The sequence below is a fragment of the Pseudomonas ulcerans genome (assembly GCF_036324125.1).
Classification (GTDB): Bacteria; Pseudomonadota; Gammaproteobacteria; order Pseudomonadales; family Pseudomonadaceae; genus Aquipseudomonas; species Aquipseudomonas ulcerans.
Genome location: NZ_JAZDQN010000010.1, coordinates 43315 through 60545, shown reverse-complemented (window position 1 = coordinate 60545; position 17231 = coordinate 43315). Strand labels below are relative to the sequence as shown.

General features: G+C 64.0%; 17 protein-coding genes and 1 tRNA gene. 9 read left to right on the top strand and 9 right to left on the bottom strand.

The window, feature by feature from the left end; all coding sequences use genetic code 11:
- Positions 1 to 75 precede the first annotated feature (75 nt).
- The 8 genes from V0R59_RS11705 (at position 76) to V0R59_RS11670 (ending at position 3838) form a co-directional block, all read left to right on the top strand.
- Positions 76 to 405: a hypothetical protein gene (locus V0R59_RS11705; RefSeq protein ID WP_330074454.1), complete on the top strand. Its 330-nt coding sequence runs from the start codon at positions 76 to 78 to the stop codon at positions 403 to 405.
- Positions 402 to 1076, top strand: a complete 675-nt coding sequence (locus tag V0R59_RS11700; RefSeq protein ID WP_330074453.1) for a hypothetical protein — start codon at positions 402 to 404, stop codon at positions 1074 to 1076. The genes V0R59_RS11705 and V0R59_RS11700 overlap by 4 nt, the downstream gene beginning before the upstream one ends.
- On the top strand, positions 1073 to 1342 hold the full coding sequence (locus V0R59_RS11695; protein WP_330074452.1) for a hypothetical protein: 270 nt from the start codon (positions 1073 to 1075) through the stop codon (positions 1340 to 1342). The genes V0R59_RS11700 and V0R59_RS11695 overlap by 4 nt, the downstream gene beginning before the upstream one ends.
- Positions 1339 to 1695, top strand: coding sequence for a hypothetical protein (locus V0R59_RS11690; protein WP_330074451.1), 357 nt, complete (start codon positions 1339 to 1341; stop codon positions 1693 to 1695). The genes V0R59_RS11695 and V0R59_RS11690 overlap by 4 nt, the downstream gene beginning before the upstream one ends.
- A 43-nt stretch (positions 1696 to 1738) precedes the next feature.
- Complete coding sequence (locus V0R59_RS11685; RefSeq protein ID WP_330074450.1) at positions 1739 to 2221, top strand: SAM-dependent methyltransferase; 483 nt, start codon at positions 1739 to 1741, stop codon at positions 2219 to 2221.
- A 54-nt stretch (positions 2222 to 2275) separates the two neighbouring features.
- Positions 2276 to 2467, top strand: coding sequence for a hypothetical protein (locus tag V0R59_RS11680; protein WP_330074449.1), 192 nt, complete (start codon positions 2276 to 2278; stop codon positions 2465 to 2467).
- Positions 2468 to 2541: 74 nt separating this feature from the next.
- Entirely contained in the window at positions 2542 to 2787 is a 246-nt protein-coding gene (locus tag V0R59_RS11675) for a DUF4224 domain-containing protein (protein ID WP_330074448.1), read from the top strand.
- Position 2788: 1 nt separating this feature from the next.
- Positions 2789 to 3838 carry a phage integrase gene (locus tag V0R59_RS11670; RefSeq protein ID WP_330074447.1) on the top strand — a complete coding sequence of 350 codons (1050 nt, stop codon included), beginning with the start codon at positions 2789 to 2791 and terminating at the stop codon, positions 3836 to 3838.
- Positions 3839 to 3937: 99 nt separating this feature from the next.
- On the opposite strand, the gene V0R59_RS11665 is transcribed toward V0R59_RS11670, so the two are convergent.
- The 3 genes from V0R59_RS11665 to V0R59_RS11655 all read right to left on the bottom strand — a co-directional run bounded on the left by V0R59_RS11665 (position 3938) and on the right by V0R59_RS11655 (position 7345).
- Positions 3938 to 4011: transfer RNA gene (locus tag V0R59_RS11665), tRNA-Cys, on the bottom strand.
- A gap of 192 nt (positions 4012 to 4203) precedes the next feature.
- Entirely contained in the window at positions 4204 to 6363 is a 2160-nt protein-coding gene (locus V0R59_RS32165; RefSeq protein ID WP_330074446.1) for a methyl-accepting chemotaxis protein, read from the bottom strand.
- Positions 6364 to 6580: 217 nt separating this feature from the next.
- Positions 6581 to 7345 carry an autoinducer binding domain-containing protein gene (locus V0R59_RS11655; RefSeq protein ID WP_330074445.1) on the bottom strand — a complete coding sequence of 255 codons (765 nt, stop codon included), beginning with the start codon at positions 7343 to 7345 and terminating at the stop codon, positions 6581 to 6583.
- A 332-nt stretch (positions 7346 to 7677) separates the two neighbouring features.
- Between V0R59_RS11655 and V0R59_RS11650 the strand changes: the two genes are divergently transcribed.
- Positions 7678 to 9114, top strand: a complete 1437-nt coding sequence (locus V0R59_RS11650; RefSeq protein ID WP_330074444.1) for a PucR family transcriptional regulator — start codon at positions 7678 to 7680, stop codon at positions 9112 to 9114.
- A gap of 54 nt (positions 9115 to 9168) precedes the next feature.
- On the opposite strand, the gene V0R59_RS11645 is transcribed toward V0R59_RS11650, so the two are convergent.
- The 6 genes from V0R59_RS11645 to V0R59_RS11620 all read right to left on the bottom strand — a co-directional run bounded on the left by V0R59_RS11645 (position 9169) and on the right by V0R59_RS11620 (position 17116).
- A complete protein-coding gene (locus V0R59_RS11645) occupies positions 9169 to 10680 on the bottom strand; it encodes a CoA-acylating methylmalonate-semialdehyde dehydrogenase (protein ID WP_330074443.1) in 1512 nt (503 codons plus the stop codon).
- A gap of 18 nt (positions 10681 to 10698) precedes the next feature.
- Positions 10699 to 11049: a cupin domain-containing protein gene (locus V0R59_RS11640; protein ID WP_330074442.1), complete on the bottom strand. Its 351-nt coding sequence runs from the start codon at positions 11047 to 11049 to the stop codon at positions 10699 to 10701.
- A 13-nt stretch (positions 11050 to 11062) separates the two neighbouring features.
- Positions 11063 to 12445, bottom strand: coding sequence for an NAD(P)/FAD-dependent oxidoreductase (locus V0R59_RS11635; protein WP_330074441.1), 1383 nt, complete (start codon positions 12443 to 12445; stop codon positions 11063 to 11065).
- Positions 12446 to 12490: 45 nt separating this feature from the next.
- Positions 12491 to 13891: an amino acid permease gene (locus V0R59_RS11630; protein ID WP_330074440.1), complete on the bottom strand. Its 1401-nt coding sequence runs from the start codon at positions 13889 to 13891 to the stop codon at positions 12491 to 12493.
- 376 nt (positions 13892 to 14267) lie between these two features.
- Positions 14268 to 16505 (bottom strand): ATP-binding protein, encoded by a 2238-nt coding sequence (locus V0R59_RS11625; RefSeq protein ID WP_330074439.1) that lies wholly within the window; start codon positions 16503 to 16505, stop codon positions 14268 to 14270.
- The gene (locus V0R59_RS11620; protein WP_330074438.1) at positions 16502 to 17116 is read right to left on the bottom strand and encodes a biliverdin-producing heme oxygenase; all 615 of its coding nucleotides are present in this window, start codon (positions 17114 to 17116) and stop codon (positions 16502 to 16504) included. Before V0R59_RS11620 ends, V0R59_RS11625 begins: the two co-directional genes overlap by 4 nt.
- Positions 17117 to 17231 lie beyond the last annotated feature (115 nt).

The window sequence follows — 17231 nt, the reverse complement described above, 5'->3', positions numbered from 1 at the left end:
TACATCCGTACTCTTTCTGCTGTAACCCCTCTCCCCTCTATTCAACTGCCGCGATATGGCGGCCAAGGAATCGTCATGCCTGAAGAAATCAAGCTGATCCAACCGGTGCCGGTCGCCCGCGACGAGGACGGCATGTTCTCTCACCCCGACATGCCCGACTTCGATGAGGGCGATGGCGAGAAGTGCAAAGCCTGGATCTCTGAGCAGAGCCTGGAAGTGAAGATGGTCGAGCTCGAATACCACAGCGACGAGTCGATCTCGGAGCGCTACTTCGAAGCTGGCGAAGCGGACTGCAGCTACTGGGAGCCGGATCGCCCAGAAGGTGATGGCTGGTTCTGCCTGTCGATTCATGACACGGACGACGGCCCCGTGTGCTGGTGGGCGCGCCGGGTGGTGACACCATGAGACAGGTCAAGGAACGCCCGATCCTCTTCGGCGCCCCCATGGTCCGCGCCATCCTCGAAGGCAGGAAGACGGTCACGCGACGAGCGATCAGCCCGAAGCTGGTCAATCGCTTCGACGAGCCACGCGGGCCAGCCGACGTTGCGGCAGGCTACCCCTTCGTGGAATGCGAAGACGGCTATTGGCCTGCAATCGACTTCTGCCCATACGGCCAACCAGGCGACCGCCTGTGGGTGCGCGAGACCTGGCTGGAAGACCCAGAAGACGATGGTACCTGGGCATATACCCAGTATATGGGCTGCAAGGGGTCACCCCTTTCTGACATCCCTAAGCGATTCCAGAAGCCAGAGCACTGCCTCTTCCGTGCAAGCTGGAGTGGCTCTGCGGTTACCTGGCGGCCGAGCATTCACATGCCACGCTGGGCGAGCCGTATCCTACTGGAGATCACCGCCGTTCGCGTCGAGCGGCTGCATGACATCAGCGAGGAGCAGGCGAAAGCAGAGGGTGTGGAGTGCGACAGCGATGGCTGGTTCGACTATTTGATGCCATCCACCCAGTGCTGCCCAAGTGCCTTCGAGTCATTCAGAACGCTCTGGTCATCCATCAACAGCGCCGAATCCTGGGATACGAACCCTTGGGTATGGGTCGTCGAGTTCCGGAGGGTTGCCCCGTGACCTATCAAAACCAGGTGCGCGCCTGGCGAGTAATGTCGTTCATCTGGCTCGCCGGATTTCTCGCGATGCTAGCGCTGAGCATGGCGGCGCTCAGCGACCGAGACGACGCTCGCCGTATCCGCGCAAGCATGGGCGTCACGCAACTGAATTGCACGCCTGTTTCGCAGGCAGGCAATCAGCGCCAGCGCTCCCCGCACGAACAAGAACCCGACCCTACACCTGCAACGGCGCCTGGGCGCTGGGATGAAGAGAGGTATTCGCTGTGAAACTCACAGAAAAACAGCAAGCCGTTCTCGCCGAGTTGCGAAACATCGGGCGCGAAAACGCATACCGATACCGCGGCGTGACACCGCACCTGCATCATGACGACTGCCAGAAGCTCGCCAGAGGGGACCAAGCGTGCGTTTTCGGAATGGGTGGCTTGAGCTACCAGGTTGGCTTCCGGCTTGGGGTCACTGCCTCGTCCGTGCTGGCCGTGCTCAAGGCGCTGGAGCGCAAGGGGCTAGTGCTGCGCGAAGCTACTTACCCGGATCATCAGCGGGCCCGCTATTGGTGGCCTGTTGGTTTCGCTGCGGAACTGGCGGCCGAGCTATTGTCAGCCAAGCAGGTGACGCCATGATCGCCCTCGCCTACATGGCCTACCACGTATGGAAGTGGCCACGATGAACGCAACCGCAAAGGTGCTCGACCCCTGCAGCGCCAGCCGCATGATGTGGTTCGACAAGCAGGACCAGCGTGCCCTGTTCGGTGATATCCGCGACGAAGAGCACCTGCTCTGCGATGGCCGGGTATTAAAGGTTGAGCCCGATGTCCTGATCGACTTCCGCAGCCTGCCGTTCGGCGACGGTGCTTTCCGCCTGGTCGTGTTCGACCCGCCGCACCTGACCCGGGCAGGCCAGGACAGCTGGATGCGCGCCAAGTACGGCGTGCTGACCGACGACTGGCGGGAGGACATTCGCCAAGGCTTTGCCGAGTGCTTCCGCGTGCTGGAGCCCGAAGGCATCCTGATCTTCAAGTGGAACGAAACCCAGGTACTAGTCAGCGAGCTGCTGGCCCTGACCGGCGAGAAACCACTGTTTGGCCACAAGTCCGGCAAGCGCGAGAAGACGCACTGGATCACCTTCATGAAGCGCCCAGCAGCCTAACCCCTCCCCCTACTACTCAAGCCCGCCCCTGCGCGGGCATGGAGAGCTATTGCCATGCCAATCATCACCGTGACCACAACGGTAATAACCCGCTTCGACGTGCCCGAAGGGGTCGGCATCGATCTGATCCGCCACCAGGCGCTGCCAGTGCTTGCCGAAGACGACGAAGGCACTGATGCAGTCGGTGTTCTCCAGAGCACTGCCTTGAACATGGTCTTCATGGGTGCAGCTGATCGCGCTCAATGAGCGTTGAGCATCAGATCACCGAAGGCGCGGACTGACCACCAACCTGCCGCCACCGGCGGCGTGGAGACCATCCCATGGAAACCGAAATCCTCTCGGACGAGGAGCTGGTGGAGATCACCGGCTACAAGCCCCGCGCGTATCAGCGACGCTGGCTCACAGAACGCGGCTGGCACTACGTCGAGAGCCGTGGCGGCCGCCCGCTGGTCGGGCGCCAGTACGCTCGCATGAAGCTGAGCGGCGCCGTAATCGACGTCGTGCCTACCGCGGCACCTCCCGCGCCCAAGCCCGCATGGGTGCCAGACTTTTCCCGAGTGAAGTGAGATGCGCCCAAGAAACACAGAAAACCGCGATTTGCCGCCGGGCGTGTACCGGCGCAAGCGGGCCAGGAAGAGCGGCAAGGAGTGGGTCGGTTACTACTACCGCGACCAGGCCGGGAAAGAAATTCCTCTGGGCACGGACCTGGTCAGGGCCAAGATGAAGTGGGCCGAACTCGAAGCCAAGCGCCTTCCTGCCGAACTCACCACGATGAAGGGGATCTTCGACGAGTACGAGAAGAAGATCATTCCGACGAAGGCACCGCGCACCCAGAAGGACAACATCTACGAGCTGAAGCAGCTCAGGGAGGTCTTCGACGAGGCGCCGATCGACGAGATCACCCCGTCAATGATCGCGCAGTACCGCGACACCAGGTCAGCCAAGACCAGGGCAAATCGCGAAATCGCCCTGTTATCCCACGTATTCAATACTGCGCGGGAATGGGGGATCACTACCCGGGAGAACCCCTGCCTGGGAGTGAGGAAGAACAAGGAGAAGCCGCGGGACTACTACGCAAACGAGATTGTCTGGAAGGCAGTGTATGAGGAGGCGCCGCAGGAGTTGAGGGAGGCGATGGACCTGGCCTATCTGTCGGGCCAGCGACCTGCGGACGTGCTTGCCATGCGGAAGGATTTCAGGGAGGGAATGTACCTGCGCATTGCCCAGGGCAAGACAGGCAAAAAGCTGCGGATCCTGCTGGAGGCGGATGGCGTGCAGAACGCCTTGGGCAACCTGCTTGACCGGATTGAGCAAAGGAACAGCCATCACCTCTCCCCCTTCTACATCGTGAATGAAGACGGCAAGCGGATGAGCTGGGGAATGTTGCGCAACCGCTGGGCGGATGCAAGGGAGGCCGCCAGGGTGAAAGCCATGGCCGAGAAGAAGGCGGACCTGGCCAAGCAGATTGCGCAGTTCCAGTTCCGGGATATCCGACCGAAGGCCGCGTCTGAGATCAACGATCTGGGCGATGCCAGTACCCTGCTTGGGCACTCGAAAGCCGAAATGACCGAGCGCGTTTATCGCCGCGTCGGCGCCATCGCGAAGCCCTCGAAGTGACAGAGTTTCGGAACTCCACCCCTAAAGTTTCGGAACTCCGGCATCATTTCGCCCAAATGAAAAAGCCCCGCAGACGTTAATCTGCGGGGCTTTCGAATATGGAGGCCGAGGTCGGAATCGAACCGGCGTAGACGGATTTGCAATCCGGAGCATAACCACTTTGCTACTCGGCCTCTGATGAGCTTCGGCAATCTGCGATTAACCTAACTCTTTGAAAACGTTGAGATTTTTATTTCTCGTCGCTTTCGATGGACGCCATTATGCGTGCATTCACCCATGCTGGCAACCCCCTGATTTAAAAAAACTTTCTGCCCGGTGACAGGGCCAGTTCGCACGACGCGACCGCCCTGCCCCGGGGGTTCCGCTCAGGCTGCCTCGCGCTGTCCGCCGGTACGGGTGACTTCGAACAGGCCCACCAGTTTCTGCAGTTTATTGGCATTGAGCCGCACGGTTTCCGCGCTGGCGTGGAGGACGTTGACGGTCTGGTGCATTTCCAGCGAGGACTGGTCCACTTCCTTGATGGTCCGCCCGTAGTCCAGGCTGCGCTGGTTGAGCTGCTGGATGATCTGGAACATGTTTTCCACGGCCTGGTGCAACTGCACGTTTTCTGACGAGGCTTGTTCGGCAAGACCGAGGCTCTGGTCGACATTTTTCACCCCGTCTTCCATGAAGCCCACCGCCTCGCGGGTTTCGCCCTGCAGGCTCTCCACGGTGAGGCGGATTTCCTCGGCGGCGCTGGAGGTGCGTGCGGCGAGGCTGCGGACTTCGTCGGCGACCACGGCGAAGCCACGACCATGCTCGCCGGCCCGCGCCGCCTCGATGGCGGCGTTGAGCGCCAGCAGGTTGGTCTGGTTGGTGATATCGCTGATCAGGTGGCTGATCTTGCCGATCTCGGCCATGCGGCTATCCAGGCGCTGCACGCTGGAGGCAGAACGCTCGACCACGTCGCGAATGGACTGGGTCCCCTGCTGCACGGTGAGGAACTGCTCGCGAGCACGCTCGACCACCTCGTCCATGGCCTGCTTCATCTGTTCCGCGCCGGCGGAGGCTTGCTGGATCTCGCCCAGTTGCTCTTCGACGATGACCATCATGCGATGCACCGCATCGGCCACTTCCATGGAAGTGCTGCTGGCCTTGCGGCTGCGACCGATCATCATCTGGTTGGTGGTGCCAACGCTGTGGCTGGCCTTGACCACCTGCCCCACCACCGAGTCCAGGTGGTCGATGAAGCTGTTGATCCAGCGCCCCATGTCGCCGGTTTCGTCATTGGCCATGCGCGAAGTATCCAGGCGCTGGCGCAGGTTGCCCTCGCCCTCGGCGATGGTGCGGATGACCCCGGTCAGTTCGTTGAGGCGCGCGGCAAGGCGTTTCGGGCCGAGGGTGCTGAAGACCACGGCGGCGATCAGCAGGCTGGCGGCCTCGCACAGGTCGATCAGGTGCTGGGACAGCCCGCTATAGTGCTGCACCCCATAGTTGCTGGCGAACAGGGCAAGCATGGTGGCCAGGTACGGCTTCATCAGGCCGTAGCTCAGGGAACGCCGGCGATAGACCTCCTCCAGGTCGGCCTCGCACATCATGCCCCAGCGATCCGGCGATCCCGGCAACTGGAAGGTCACGCCCTTGCCCACCACCGGGATATGACGGTAGTCGGAATAGCCCGGGTAGGTCACGAACAGGTTCGAGCCATTGCGGATGGTTTCCCGCACACCGGGATGCAGTTGCTGGGTGGCCGGGTCGGTGAAGCGCAGCTCCAGCTCGGTATGACGCTGCACCTGCACGGTTTTCCACGGCGTGTGCACCCCGCTCTTGAGGTTCTCGCCATGGCTGAAGGTGCCGTCCTCGAAGCGCGAGCGCGACAGCGCCACCCCGGGCTGCAGGTTGCGGTCGAAGCGCGACTGGACCATGAACAGGTAGTTGTCCCCGGACTCGGCGAAGATATGCCCGGCCTCGCGCTGGATCAGGTCGCCGAGCACGTCGTTGGGTACCCGCCCGCACAGGCAACCGAGCACTTTGCCCGCCACCTTCAGCGGTTGATAGAACATCAGCGTCACTTCGTCATGGAAACGTGACGACGACGGACCGATGGCCAGGGTCAGCGGGTCGCGGTAGGGACCGTGGAGAAACGGCGCCTTCAGCCCTTCGGCGAGCGCCGCCGGATCGAGGCTGCGTGACGTCTGTCCAGCCCAGGTCGACGCCAGCAGGGTGCCGGACGCGTCGATGACGAACAGTTCGGAAAAGTCCTCGGCCTGTTGCAGTTTTTCCTGCAATGCCTGGCCATCGATGGCACTCAGGTCGCCCAGACCCTGGGCCAGTTCCGCAAGATGCTCCCACTGCTCCTGGGCCCAGTTGCCAAGCAACTTGACCCGGGTCTCGGCGATGGCCTCGAAGGTTTGCTCGATGACCGGATACGCCGCGCGGTTGATCCGGCAGGCCCAGCCCATAGCGAATTTTCCGGTCTTGCCGAACCAGGGCAGCCAGCGCCGCTCTTCACCCGACAAATGCATGGAGTTGCTTGATAGCGACATAGACCTCTCCAATGGCGACATTGCAATGATTTTGGAGAGGCAACTAACAGGCCAAGAGCAAAGCTAGCTAACGAATTGACCGGCAAAACTGGCTTTCTGCCACTGTCACGACGACAAATGCGAGTCTGTCGTATTTGCCCGACGAAGGAATCGCCCCAATCAGGTGCAAAGCGACAGTAGAATCATCAAAACAGTGCAAAAACAAAGAGTTAGTGCTTTAGCCCGCCGCCAGCGCCCAGTCACTCAAGCGTCGGCTGTACTCGCTGGGTTCTTCGCTGGTTCGGGACTCCCGGGTAGAGAACAGCCCCAACTGCGCCGCCCGCGCGATCGCCGCCACCTTGTTCTGCACACCGAGCTTGACGATGGTGTTGCGCGCATGGAAGTTCACCGTCGACTCCGACAGGTGGAGGATGTCGGCCACTTCCTCGGCGGTCTTGCCGATGGCAGACCAGCGCAGCACTTCGATCTCGCGGCAGGTCAGGTGCAGGTCGTCGATCTTGCGCTGGAGCTGGTCCACCTGGTTCATATGCATCAGGTTGCACAACAACAGCACCTGCCCCGCCTTTTCGTACCACTCCTCGTTGGAGATCGGCCCATCGCGACGGGCCACGTCGAGCATGCTGAATACCCTTTCCGAATGCGAGCCCTGCGACCAGCCGTGGCACAGGCCGAACGACCGGGCGTCTTGCCAGATGTCGGGGGCGTCCTGGAAACAGCTTTCGTCCCAGAAGATCGGCAGGATCGAGCGGCGGCAATGCGTGATGCGGGGGTCGCTTTCGCTGTAGCGACATGCCTTGTAGCGCTGGGTCCAGCCCTCCGGCCATGTGCTGCGAAGCAGCGGCCGCGGGTCGAAACTGGTCCAGCAGGAGAATCCGAAGAAATCAAACCCCAGTTGCACGACCAGGTCATGCAAGGCAGCGAAGCGAAGAGTGGGAGAGACTTCTCGTGCCAGAACATTCAATACATCGGCACTGAACGGCATGATGCACCTCTTGTAATAAGCGCTGGAGTCCCTCCCGGTTGCGCTATTGGGTGGCAGATCGTCCGTGGTAGCAGGATGAGGCTAGTGGCAGGAAAACTGCTCGACAACAGGCTTTTAGGGTTATATCGAAAGCATTCCAATCCACTAGTAACGGCTCTACTACGGGTATTTCCACAGCATCACCGAAAACAGACCAGCTATCGGCCCGATGGAACTTATCTGGCTGCGCGCGAATCATTGGCCGCCGACAATTGCGCCCTGCGCGACAAAAAAGGCCCGTCACCCGGTGCAACCCAGTAGCATGGCGTCCTCACGCAAACGCGGATGAATCCATGCTCACGGTCGCCGACCTGATCGCCATCGAACTGCTGAAACTGCGGGCCGTCGCCGGAGCCGCCGGCACCCACCGCCAGATCACCTGGGCCCATGCCGTCGACCTGCCGGACCCATGGCGCTGGATCTCGCCGGGGGACCTGGTGATGACCACCGGGCTCGGCCTGCCGCCCACGCCGGACCAACAGGCCGCCTGGCTCGAACGCCTGGTGCAGGGCAATGCCAGCGCGTTGGTGGTGGCCCCGCGCAGCGATGCCCCGCCCCTCACCCCGGCGCTGCTGGAAGCCGCCGACCGCCTGCTGTTCCCGGTCCTGCTGGCCAGCTTCGAGCTGGAATTCGTCAAGCTGTCGCACTACGTCATCGAAAGCGTCCTGCAAGCCCAGCGCGAACGCTTCAATGCCAGCGAGCGCCTGTTCCAGACCTACGCCGAGGCCCTGCGCAAGGCGCCGGACATGGCCGGGCGCCTGACCATCCTGGCCAATACCCTGGACCTCAACCTGGCCCTGGAAGATGCCGTCGGCGGCGCCCTCATCGTCGAGACCCGGCCCCAGGACAGCGCCGCGCTGCAACAGGCCGAGCGCATCCCGCTGGGCGGCCGCAGCCGCGTCAACCTGCTGCTGGCCCGCAACAACCGGCGCAGTGCCGACGACTCGATCCTGATCCGCTCGCTGGTGGGCCTGCTCGGCGTGGAGCTGGAGCGCCTGATGATCCAGCGCGACCAGCAGCGCGAAGAAGGCGCGGCCTTGCTGCGCAGCCTGCTGGACAGCGAGACCGAGTTCAGCCTGGCGCGGCCGATCCTCGAACGTCGCGGACTCGCAGGGTCGCTGGTCTGCCTGGCGATCCGCCCCGCTACCCAGGGCCCCTGGTCCGCCGACGAGATCCACCACGCCCCGCCCTTGCATCCTGCGGCGCCACTGCTGCTGGATGACAACGGCTTGCTCGTGGCCATCAGCCGCAACGACAGCGCGGTATTCGAGGCGCTGCGCCAGGGCCTCGGCAGCGGCACGGTGATCGGCGTCAGCGGCCCGATCGCCGCCGCCACGGGCTTTCGCGAAAGCGTGCGCCAGGCCCGCCTGGCCCTGACCCAGGCCATCGACCTGGAGTCCGCGCAACTGCGTTATGGCGAGGCGGAAACCGGCCTGATCATGGCGCCCAAGTCACTGGCCGAGGCACGCGCCCTGGTCGGACGCTACCTCGGCCCGTTGATCGAGCACGACCGCACCCAGGGCGCTGCGCTGCTGCGCACCCTGATGACCTTCCTGGAAAACGACGGCAACTGGAAGGCCACCGCCTTCGACCTGGAGATTCACCGGCAGACCCTGGTCTACCGCCTGAAGCTGGTGGAACAACTGACCGGCATCAAGCCCACGACCACACAGGGTATTGCGCGTTTCTGGATCGCCTTGCAGGCGGGCAAGAACACCGAGTTGTTCTGAAAAAAGAACGGCCCCGCTGCGTGGGCGGGGCCGTCGGTGCTCACTCAGGCTGGATCAACTGCTCGTCGGCATCGCGAACTCTGCGCCCTTGGCAATCGCCTGCGGCCAGCGCTGCATGATGCTCTTCTGCTTGGTATAGAAGCGCACCCCCTCCTCGCCATAGGCATGCATGTCACCGAACAGGCTCTTCTTCCAGCCACCGAAGCCATGCCAGGCCATCGGCACCGGGATCGGCACGTTGATGCCGACCATGCCCACCTGGATACGCCGGCCGAACTCGCGGGCGACATGACCGTCACGGGTATACAGGCTGACGCCGTTGCCGAACTCATGGGCATTGATCAATTCCACCGCCTCGGCAAAGTCCTTGACCCGCAGGCAGGCCAGCACCGGGCCGAAGATCTCTTCCTTGTAGATACGCATGTCCGGAGTCACCTGATCGAACAGCGTACCGCCCAGCCAGAAGCCATCGCCACAGCCTTCGCCAGCGGTCTGGCCATTGAAGCCGCGACCATCCACCAACAGCCGGGCGCCCTCCTTCACGCCCTGCTCGATGTAGCCGGTAATGCGCTCCAGGGCAGCGCGGGTCACGATCGGGCCCATCTCGGCCTGCAGGTTGGTGCCGTTGAGCACCTTCAGCTCGCGGGTGCGCTGGATCAGCTTGGGCATGACCTTCTCGGCCGTGTCATCACCGACGAACACCGCCACGCTGATGGCCATGCAACGCTCGCCGGCAGAGCCATAGGCCGCGCCGATCAGGGCGTCCACCACCTGGTCGATATCGGCGTCGGGCATCACCACCAGGTGGTTCTTCGCCCCGCCCAGGGCCTGCACGCGCTTGCCGTGGCGAGCGCCGGTCTCGTAGATATGGTTGGCGATGGGGGTCGAACCGACGAAGGAGATTGCCTCGACGTCCGGGTGCACCAGCAAGGCATTGACCGCCTCCTTGTCGCCCTGGACCACGTTGAACACGCCGTCCGGCAACCCGGCCTGCTTCAGCAGTTCGGCGATGAACAGACTCGGGCTCGGGTCGATCGGGCTCGGCTTGAGCACGAAGGTGTTGCCCGTGGCCAGGGCCACCGGGAACATCCACATCGGCACCATCACCGGGAAGTTGAACGGGGTGATGCCAGCGACCACGCCCAGCGGCTGGCGCAGGGTCCAGTTGTCGATATTGGTGCTGACCTGGTCGGTGAAATCGGTCTTCAGCAGTTGCGGCGCGCCACAGGCGAACTCGACGATCTCGATGCCGCGGGTCACTTCACCCTGGGCATCGGTGAAGACCTTGCCATGCTCGGCGGTGATCAGCCGGGCCAGGTCGTCGCGGTGTTCGTTGAGCAGGGCCAGGAAGCGATTGAGGATGCGCGAGCGACGCAGCGGCGGCAGGTTGCTCCAGGCCGGGAAAGCGGCCTTGGCGCTGGCGACGGCGGCGTCCACGTCGGCGTGGCTGGCCAGTTGCACCTGGGCGCTGAGCTGGCCGGTGGCCGGGTTGTAGACGGGCAATTGCTGGCCGCTGGTGGCCTCGGCGCGGGCGCCGGAAATCCAGTTGGTGATGCTGTGGGTCATGTCGGTTTTTCCCGTGGATCAGTAGATGGCGTAGACCTTGCGGACGGTTTCCAGGACATCCCAGCGCCCGCTCCAGCCTGGCGGCAGGATGATCAGGTCGCCAGCGCCGACCTCGACCACTTCGCCCGACGCGTCGTCAGTGAGCAGTGCGCGGCCGGAGAGGATGAAGGTGAACTCGGTGTCTGGCCGGTTGATTACCGGCCAGCCGCCCGGCTGGCATTCCCATACGCCGAGGTTGCCGGTGGCGGTGGGCGCCAGGGCCTGGATGGCGATCTGCGGATCACCCTGGTCGGCGCCGGCGCGCTGGCCGGCGGGGTTCAGCGCCAGCGAGGCGAGGCTGGCGGACTTGAGGATGGTGAAGGTGGTCACGGAGGTACTCCCTTTAATGCGCGCCGGTGAGCTTTTCCAGCAACATCGCGGTGCGGGATGGACGGTGGGTGAAGCGCTCTTCGATATCGCTCAGGGAGGCCGCGGCCAGCCCACTGTTGATACCCAGCCAGCGCAGCGGCTCGCGCTCCCAGGACGGCGAGCGATGGTTGACGAAGGGCAGCGTGTTGATGTCCTCGTCGCGTTCGAGGATCAGGTTGCGCAGGATCCGTCCCGCCAGGTTGCTGGTGGCGACGCCATCGCCGACGTAGTTGCCGGCCCAGGCGAGGCGCTGCTGGCGATCGATGCTCACGGTGGGGCACCAGTCGCGGGACACGCCCAGGGCGCCGCCCCAGCGGTGGGTGATGCGGGCATCGGCGAGGGCCGGGAAGAACTCCAGCAGGGTCTCGTGGATCCGCGCGTGGATGCTGTCCACCAGGTCCGCCTGCTCCGACATCCGCGAGCCCCAGTTGTACGGCGCGCCGCGCCCGCCGAAGACCAGGCGGCCCTCGCGGGTGACCTGGCCGTACACCCGCAGGTGGCGCATGTCATTGAAGGCCAGGCGCTGGTCAAGGTTGAGCTGGCCAAGCAGGTCACGGGGCAGTGGTTCGGTGGCCAGCACCAGCGAGTACAGCGGGATGACGAAGCGCGAATGACCCGGCTGCTGCGAGGTGAAGGCCTCGGTGGCACGCACGGTGATCCCGGCCTTGACCGCACCCTGTTCGGTACGCACCAGGCCCGGTTCGATATGGGTCACCGCCGAACGCTCGTGGATCTTCGCGCCCATGGCTTCCACCTGCTGTGCCAGCCCGCGCACCAGCTTGCCGGGATGGATCAGTGCGCAATGCTCGGTGTACAAGCCGCCCAGCACACCCTGGGCACAGACTCGCGCCCGGGCCTCGGCAGCGTCCAGGGTGCGCCATTGCTGCGGCAGGCCGAACCGGGCCGACGCCTCGACCGCCTCCCGTGCCCGCGCCAGTTGCGGCGCGCTGCGGGCCAGGGACAGGAAGCCCTGCTTGGCGTAGTCCGCGTCGATGCCTTCCAGAGCCAGGACCCGACCGATCTCGTCGACGGTGTGGTTCATCGCTTCCTGCAGGTGCAGCGCAGCGCCGTGGGAGTACATCTGCGCCACCCGCGGCAGGGAGATCGGGAAGATCGCCGAGGCCCAGCCGCCGTTGCGCCCGGAGGCGCCGAAGCCGACCTCGCGTTTTTCCAGAAGCACCACGCGCAGCGAGGGGTCGCTTTTCAGCAGGTAGTACGCGGTCCACAAGCCGGTGTAGCCGGCGCCGACGATCACCACGTCGGCCTCGACGCTGCCTTGCAGCGCCGGGCGTGACGGTGCCGGTTCGAACCACAGCGGGCGATTGGGGAGTTGGGTCAAATCAAGGAGTGCTGACATGCTGTTGGCTTCCCGCAGGCATGGAGTTGCATCGAAATACGACTATCAGGCGCTTTCCGTCAGTCGCGTGGCGGTCTCGCCTTCCTGCCGGCGAGCCGGGGACAGGCGCAGGACCAGGTAGGAGGCGCCGATCGCGACGATGGCGATCAGGCACTGCAGGAGGCTGACCTGCATGCTCGGGTCGAAGGCCATGCTCACCAGCACCGCGATGATCGAGGCGGTCACCAGCAGCGGCAGCCAGGGGTGGCCCCACATGGCGAACTTCAGGTTGCCTTCGGCGACCCAGCGGCGGCGCAGTTTCAGCTGCGACAGGCAGATCATCAGGTAGACGAAGAGGAACACCGTGCCCGAGGAATTGATCAGGAACTGGAACACCGTGTCCGGCCAGAGTGCCGCGATCACCACGCAGCCGTAGCCGACGAGGGTCGAAGCGATCACGCCGCGTACCGGCACGCCCTTCTTGCTGACCCCGGCGATCCAGCGCGGCGCCTCGCCGTTGGAGGCCAGGACGTAGAGCAGGCGCGACGAGGTGTAGAGACCGGCATTGAGCACCGAGAGCACGGCCACGAGGATGACGATGGTCAGCATGTCGCCGGCGCCGGGGATGCCGATGTGGTCCAGGGTCGTCACGAACGGCGACTTGCCGGGCACCAGGTCGGTCCAGGGCTGGGCGACGACGATGAAGAAGGTAGCGAGGACGAAGAACACCAGGATGCGCAGCATCACCGTGTTCACCGCCTTGCGGATATTGCGCGACGGGTCTTGCGACTCCGCTGCGGCCAGGGTCGCGACCTCGACGCCGGTCATGGAGAAGATCACCACCACCACCCCGGTGAACAGCGAGCCGATGCCATGGGGCAGGAAGCCGCCGTGCGCGGTTAGGTTGGCGAAGCTTGCCTTCGACTCCGGCCAGAGACCGAACACATAGAGCCCGGTGACCACCAGGAAGACCACGATGGCAGCGACCTTGACCCCGGCGAACCAGTACTCGGCCTCGCCGAAGGAATGCACCGAGAGCAGGTTGAGCAGGGTCATGCCGACCATTAGGCCGAGGGCGATGACCCAGACCGGGATGTCCGGTAGCCAGGCATTGATGATCTGCCCGCCGACCACGGCCTCGAAGCCGACCACGATGACCCAGAAGTACCAGTACAGCCAGCCGGTCATGTAGCCCGCAGGCCGGCCGAAGGCCATGCGTGCGTAGTCGACGAACGAGCCCTTGGCGGGATGGGCGGCGGCCATTTCGCCGAGCATGCGCATCACCAGGGCGACGATCACGCCGGTGATGGCATAGGTGATGAAAGCACCCGGCCCGGTGGAGGCGATGACGGCACTGGAGCCGACGAACAGCCCCGCGCCGATGACGCCGCCGAGGGCCAGCATGCTGATGTGTCTTGTCTTGAGCGCACGCTTGAGGCGCGGATCATGCTCCGTTTGGATAGGCATTTCGTGTCTCCGATTGTTATTAGTGATTAACACTGCCCGGGGCCAAGCGTAGGGGGGCTTGAGGGTGGGAGACAGTGTTGGAATCACCACGCGGAGACGTGGGTTTATACAAATGTATGAAGAGAGAGACTGAGTGTGAGGGTGACGGTCCGGCCCTCAGCGCGGACCTTATGGTGGTCCGCCCAGCTTTTCAGGCCGAGCTGTCACGCAGAGAACAGCTCCAAGAGCGACGCAAGGCCCTGTGGGAGCGGGCTCACCCGCGATTACGATGGTGGCATCACCGACGCCATCGCGGGTGAACCCGCTCCCACAGGGCCCGCGTTGCCTTGCCGGCGCCGGTATTCAGCACGACCCGGAATAGCAAAGAAAACCCGGATCAGGTTCCGAGCGGCATGGTAAACCTGAACTCCGTCCCCTTCCCCACCTCGCTCCTGGCCTCGATCCGCCCGCCGTGGGCCTCGACGATGCCCTGGGTGATGTAAAGCCCGAGCCCGGTCCCGGTGGGGTTGCCATCCTTGATCGTCCAATAGCGCTCGAACACATGGGGCAACTGGTCCGCCGGAATCCCTTCGCCGTTGTCACGCACCGTGAACACGATCTCGTTGCCGCCCAGCGCCGCATGCACCCCCACCGTACCCAGCCGCGGGGTGAACTTGATGGCATTGCCCACCAGGTTCGACAACACCTGGAACAGTCGCTCCGGGTCGGCGTTGATCTTCAGGTCGGGCTCGGTCTCGAAGGCGATGCTGATGTCCTTGTTCAACGCCAGCGGTGCCAGCAGGGCCTGGGTCTCTTCGAAGATCTGGCTGACGTCGAGCAGCTTCGGCGAGATGGTGTAGCGCCCGGCATCGATCTTCGAGGTGTCCAGCAGGTCGTCCAGCAGCGTGCTCATCCGTCCGGCCGCCTGCTGCATGGTGTCGATGGCCGTGGCAATGCGCCGCGACGTATGCGGGCCGTCGGAACTGAAGGACTTCTGCATCATGCCGCAGAGCATGGAAATCACCGTCATCGGGTTGCGCAGGTCATGGGAGACCACCGCCACCAGCTCGTCGCGGGCGCGCACCGCCTGCTGCTCGCGGCGCACCTGGCGGGCCAGGTCGTTCTCCAGGGCCGAACGGCGCAGGTCGTTGGCCGCGAACAGGTCGCCCGGGCTCCACTTGCGCGAGATCCCGGCCATCTCCACTTTCCAGATCTCGAACGAAGTCCGCGGCCGCAGGCGCAGGCCGGTTTCGGAATTCTCCAGGTTCAGCGGCTTCTTCGGGTCGCCGCTCCAGTTGATGCTTTCCTTCACCTCCGGACGGAACCACAGCACGCCATTGTCCACCGGCTTGGGCAGGCTCATGGCAAGCACGCCGCTGGCGACGTTCTGGTACGCGAGGGCCGGCGGGTAGACGGCGGACAGATTGTGGCTGGCAAACACTGGCTCGCCTCCCTGCTGCAGCCATTTGTGCAGGGCCCGTATCTCCTCGGGCGGCGGGCAACTGCCGTAGCGGTGCAGCTGCTTGTCCTCGATGATCGCGATGCCGCTGGCGCCCGCCAGTGCCATCAAGACTTCCGGCTGGCGGGCAAGACCGTCGAAGACGTTCTGCGGCGAGTCGCTCATCGCCTGCGTCAGCAAGGCCAGCGCCTCGATCTTTTCCTCGCGCTGGCGACTGACCTCCAGCGCTTCCATGGCGCTGATCTGCAACGACAGCACCTGGCCGATGGCCTGGCAGGCCATGCGCAGTTCATGGGGCACATGCAGCGGCTGGCGATTGCCGCAGCTGATCAGGCCCCACAGTTCGCCATCCTTGAGCAGCGAGATGCTCATGGACGACAGCACACCCATGTTCTTCATGTACTGGCAGTGGATCGGCGACACGCTGCGCAAGGTCGCGAAGCTCATGTCCAGCGGCGCCTGGGTGTCCGGGCGCAGGCGCGGCACCAGCGGCACCGCCTGGTAGTCGGCGTCGGGGATGATGCGCAGCCAGTTGCTGCGGTACAGCTCGCGGGCCTGCTGGGGGATATCGGACGCCGGGAAGAACAGGCCGTTGAATATTTCCATCGATGGATCGGACGCTTCGGCGATCACCTGGCCGTGCCCCTCGTCCTCGAAGCGGTAGATCAACACCCGGTCGTAGCCGGTCATGGCCTGGATCTCGCGCACACTGATGTCGTACAGCGCCTGCAGCGACTTCGCCGCCTGCAGGCGCTGGAGCATGCGCCCGAGGTTGACCAGGTTGCCAGCGATGCTCTCGGGGCCGAAATGCCGGGCGTGCACTTCCAGTTCGAGGATCAGCACGCCATCGTGGCGGTGCACCAGGCCGTCGAAGGTCATGCCGTTGAGGCGCACCTGCAGCGGTGATTCGTTCGACAGCTGCGGTTGCTGCAAGGTCTGGCGCAACGTGGCGACCGGCTCCGCGCCGAGCAGGCTGTCCAGCGCCTGGCCGACCAGCGCCTGCGGCACGTGCCCCAGCAGGATTTCGACGTTGGCGCTGACCTGGATGATCGCCAGGTCCGGCTCGCTCAGGGTGAGCAGCACGCCGTGGGGCTGGATCGCGCCAGGAAAGCGGATCGGTTCGTTGGCACAGTTGGCCAGCAGTTCTTCGAAGGCCTCCTGCTGTTCTGGGGTCATAGCAGTACCTCCCGGCTTTCCAGCCAGCGTTCGAAACAGCGGAATGTCTGCTGCGCTGCCGCGACCACGACGGCGCACTCGGCGGCGTCCAGCGGGCGGCTGCACAGGTGGACGAGAAAAGCGCGCCAGCGGCGCCCGGTGTCGGCGCCATAGACGTCGAGGAAAGCCGCGCCATTGCTGGCATCCAGGCCCAGGCGCGCCTGGATTTCCCGGCGCAGCACCTGGCCGCCAAGGGTCGCCCCTTCAACAACATAGAGCACGCCGAGACAGGCCGCAGCCGAATCCAGCCGCGGCAGCTCGGTACATGCCGGCAGGTCCGCGAGCCTGGCTGCCGACAGGCCCAGCGCCTGCAGGTCGCCGCGCAGGATGGCGGTCTTATAGCGGGGTTGCAGATCGAAATCGGCGGACAGCCCGGCGGCCTGCTGCAACGCGGCTTCCAGTGGCGCATAGAAGCCGTGGTAAGCCTGCATCAGCAGGCGGAAAGCCGGGATATCCAGGGTGTCGGAGAAAAATGGCAGGCGTTTTTCCAGTGCGATGTGCAATTCGCCGGTGCTGGCACGCAGGGCTTGCAGGACCGACGCAGAAGCGACGTCAAAGGACGTGGGTTGCATAGGGGGACTGGACTCTGTGGACTGACGGCTTGATGGCCAATTGCTGAAAACTGATCGAAAGATCAACGAACAAAATGGACTAATTCCTACAAGCGCGCAACGCGGGATTTAACGT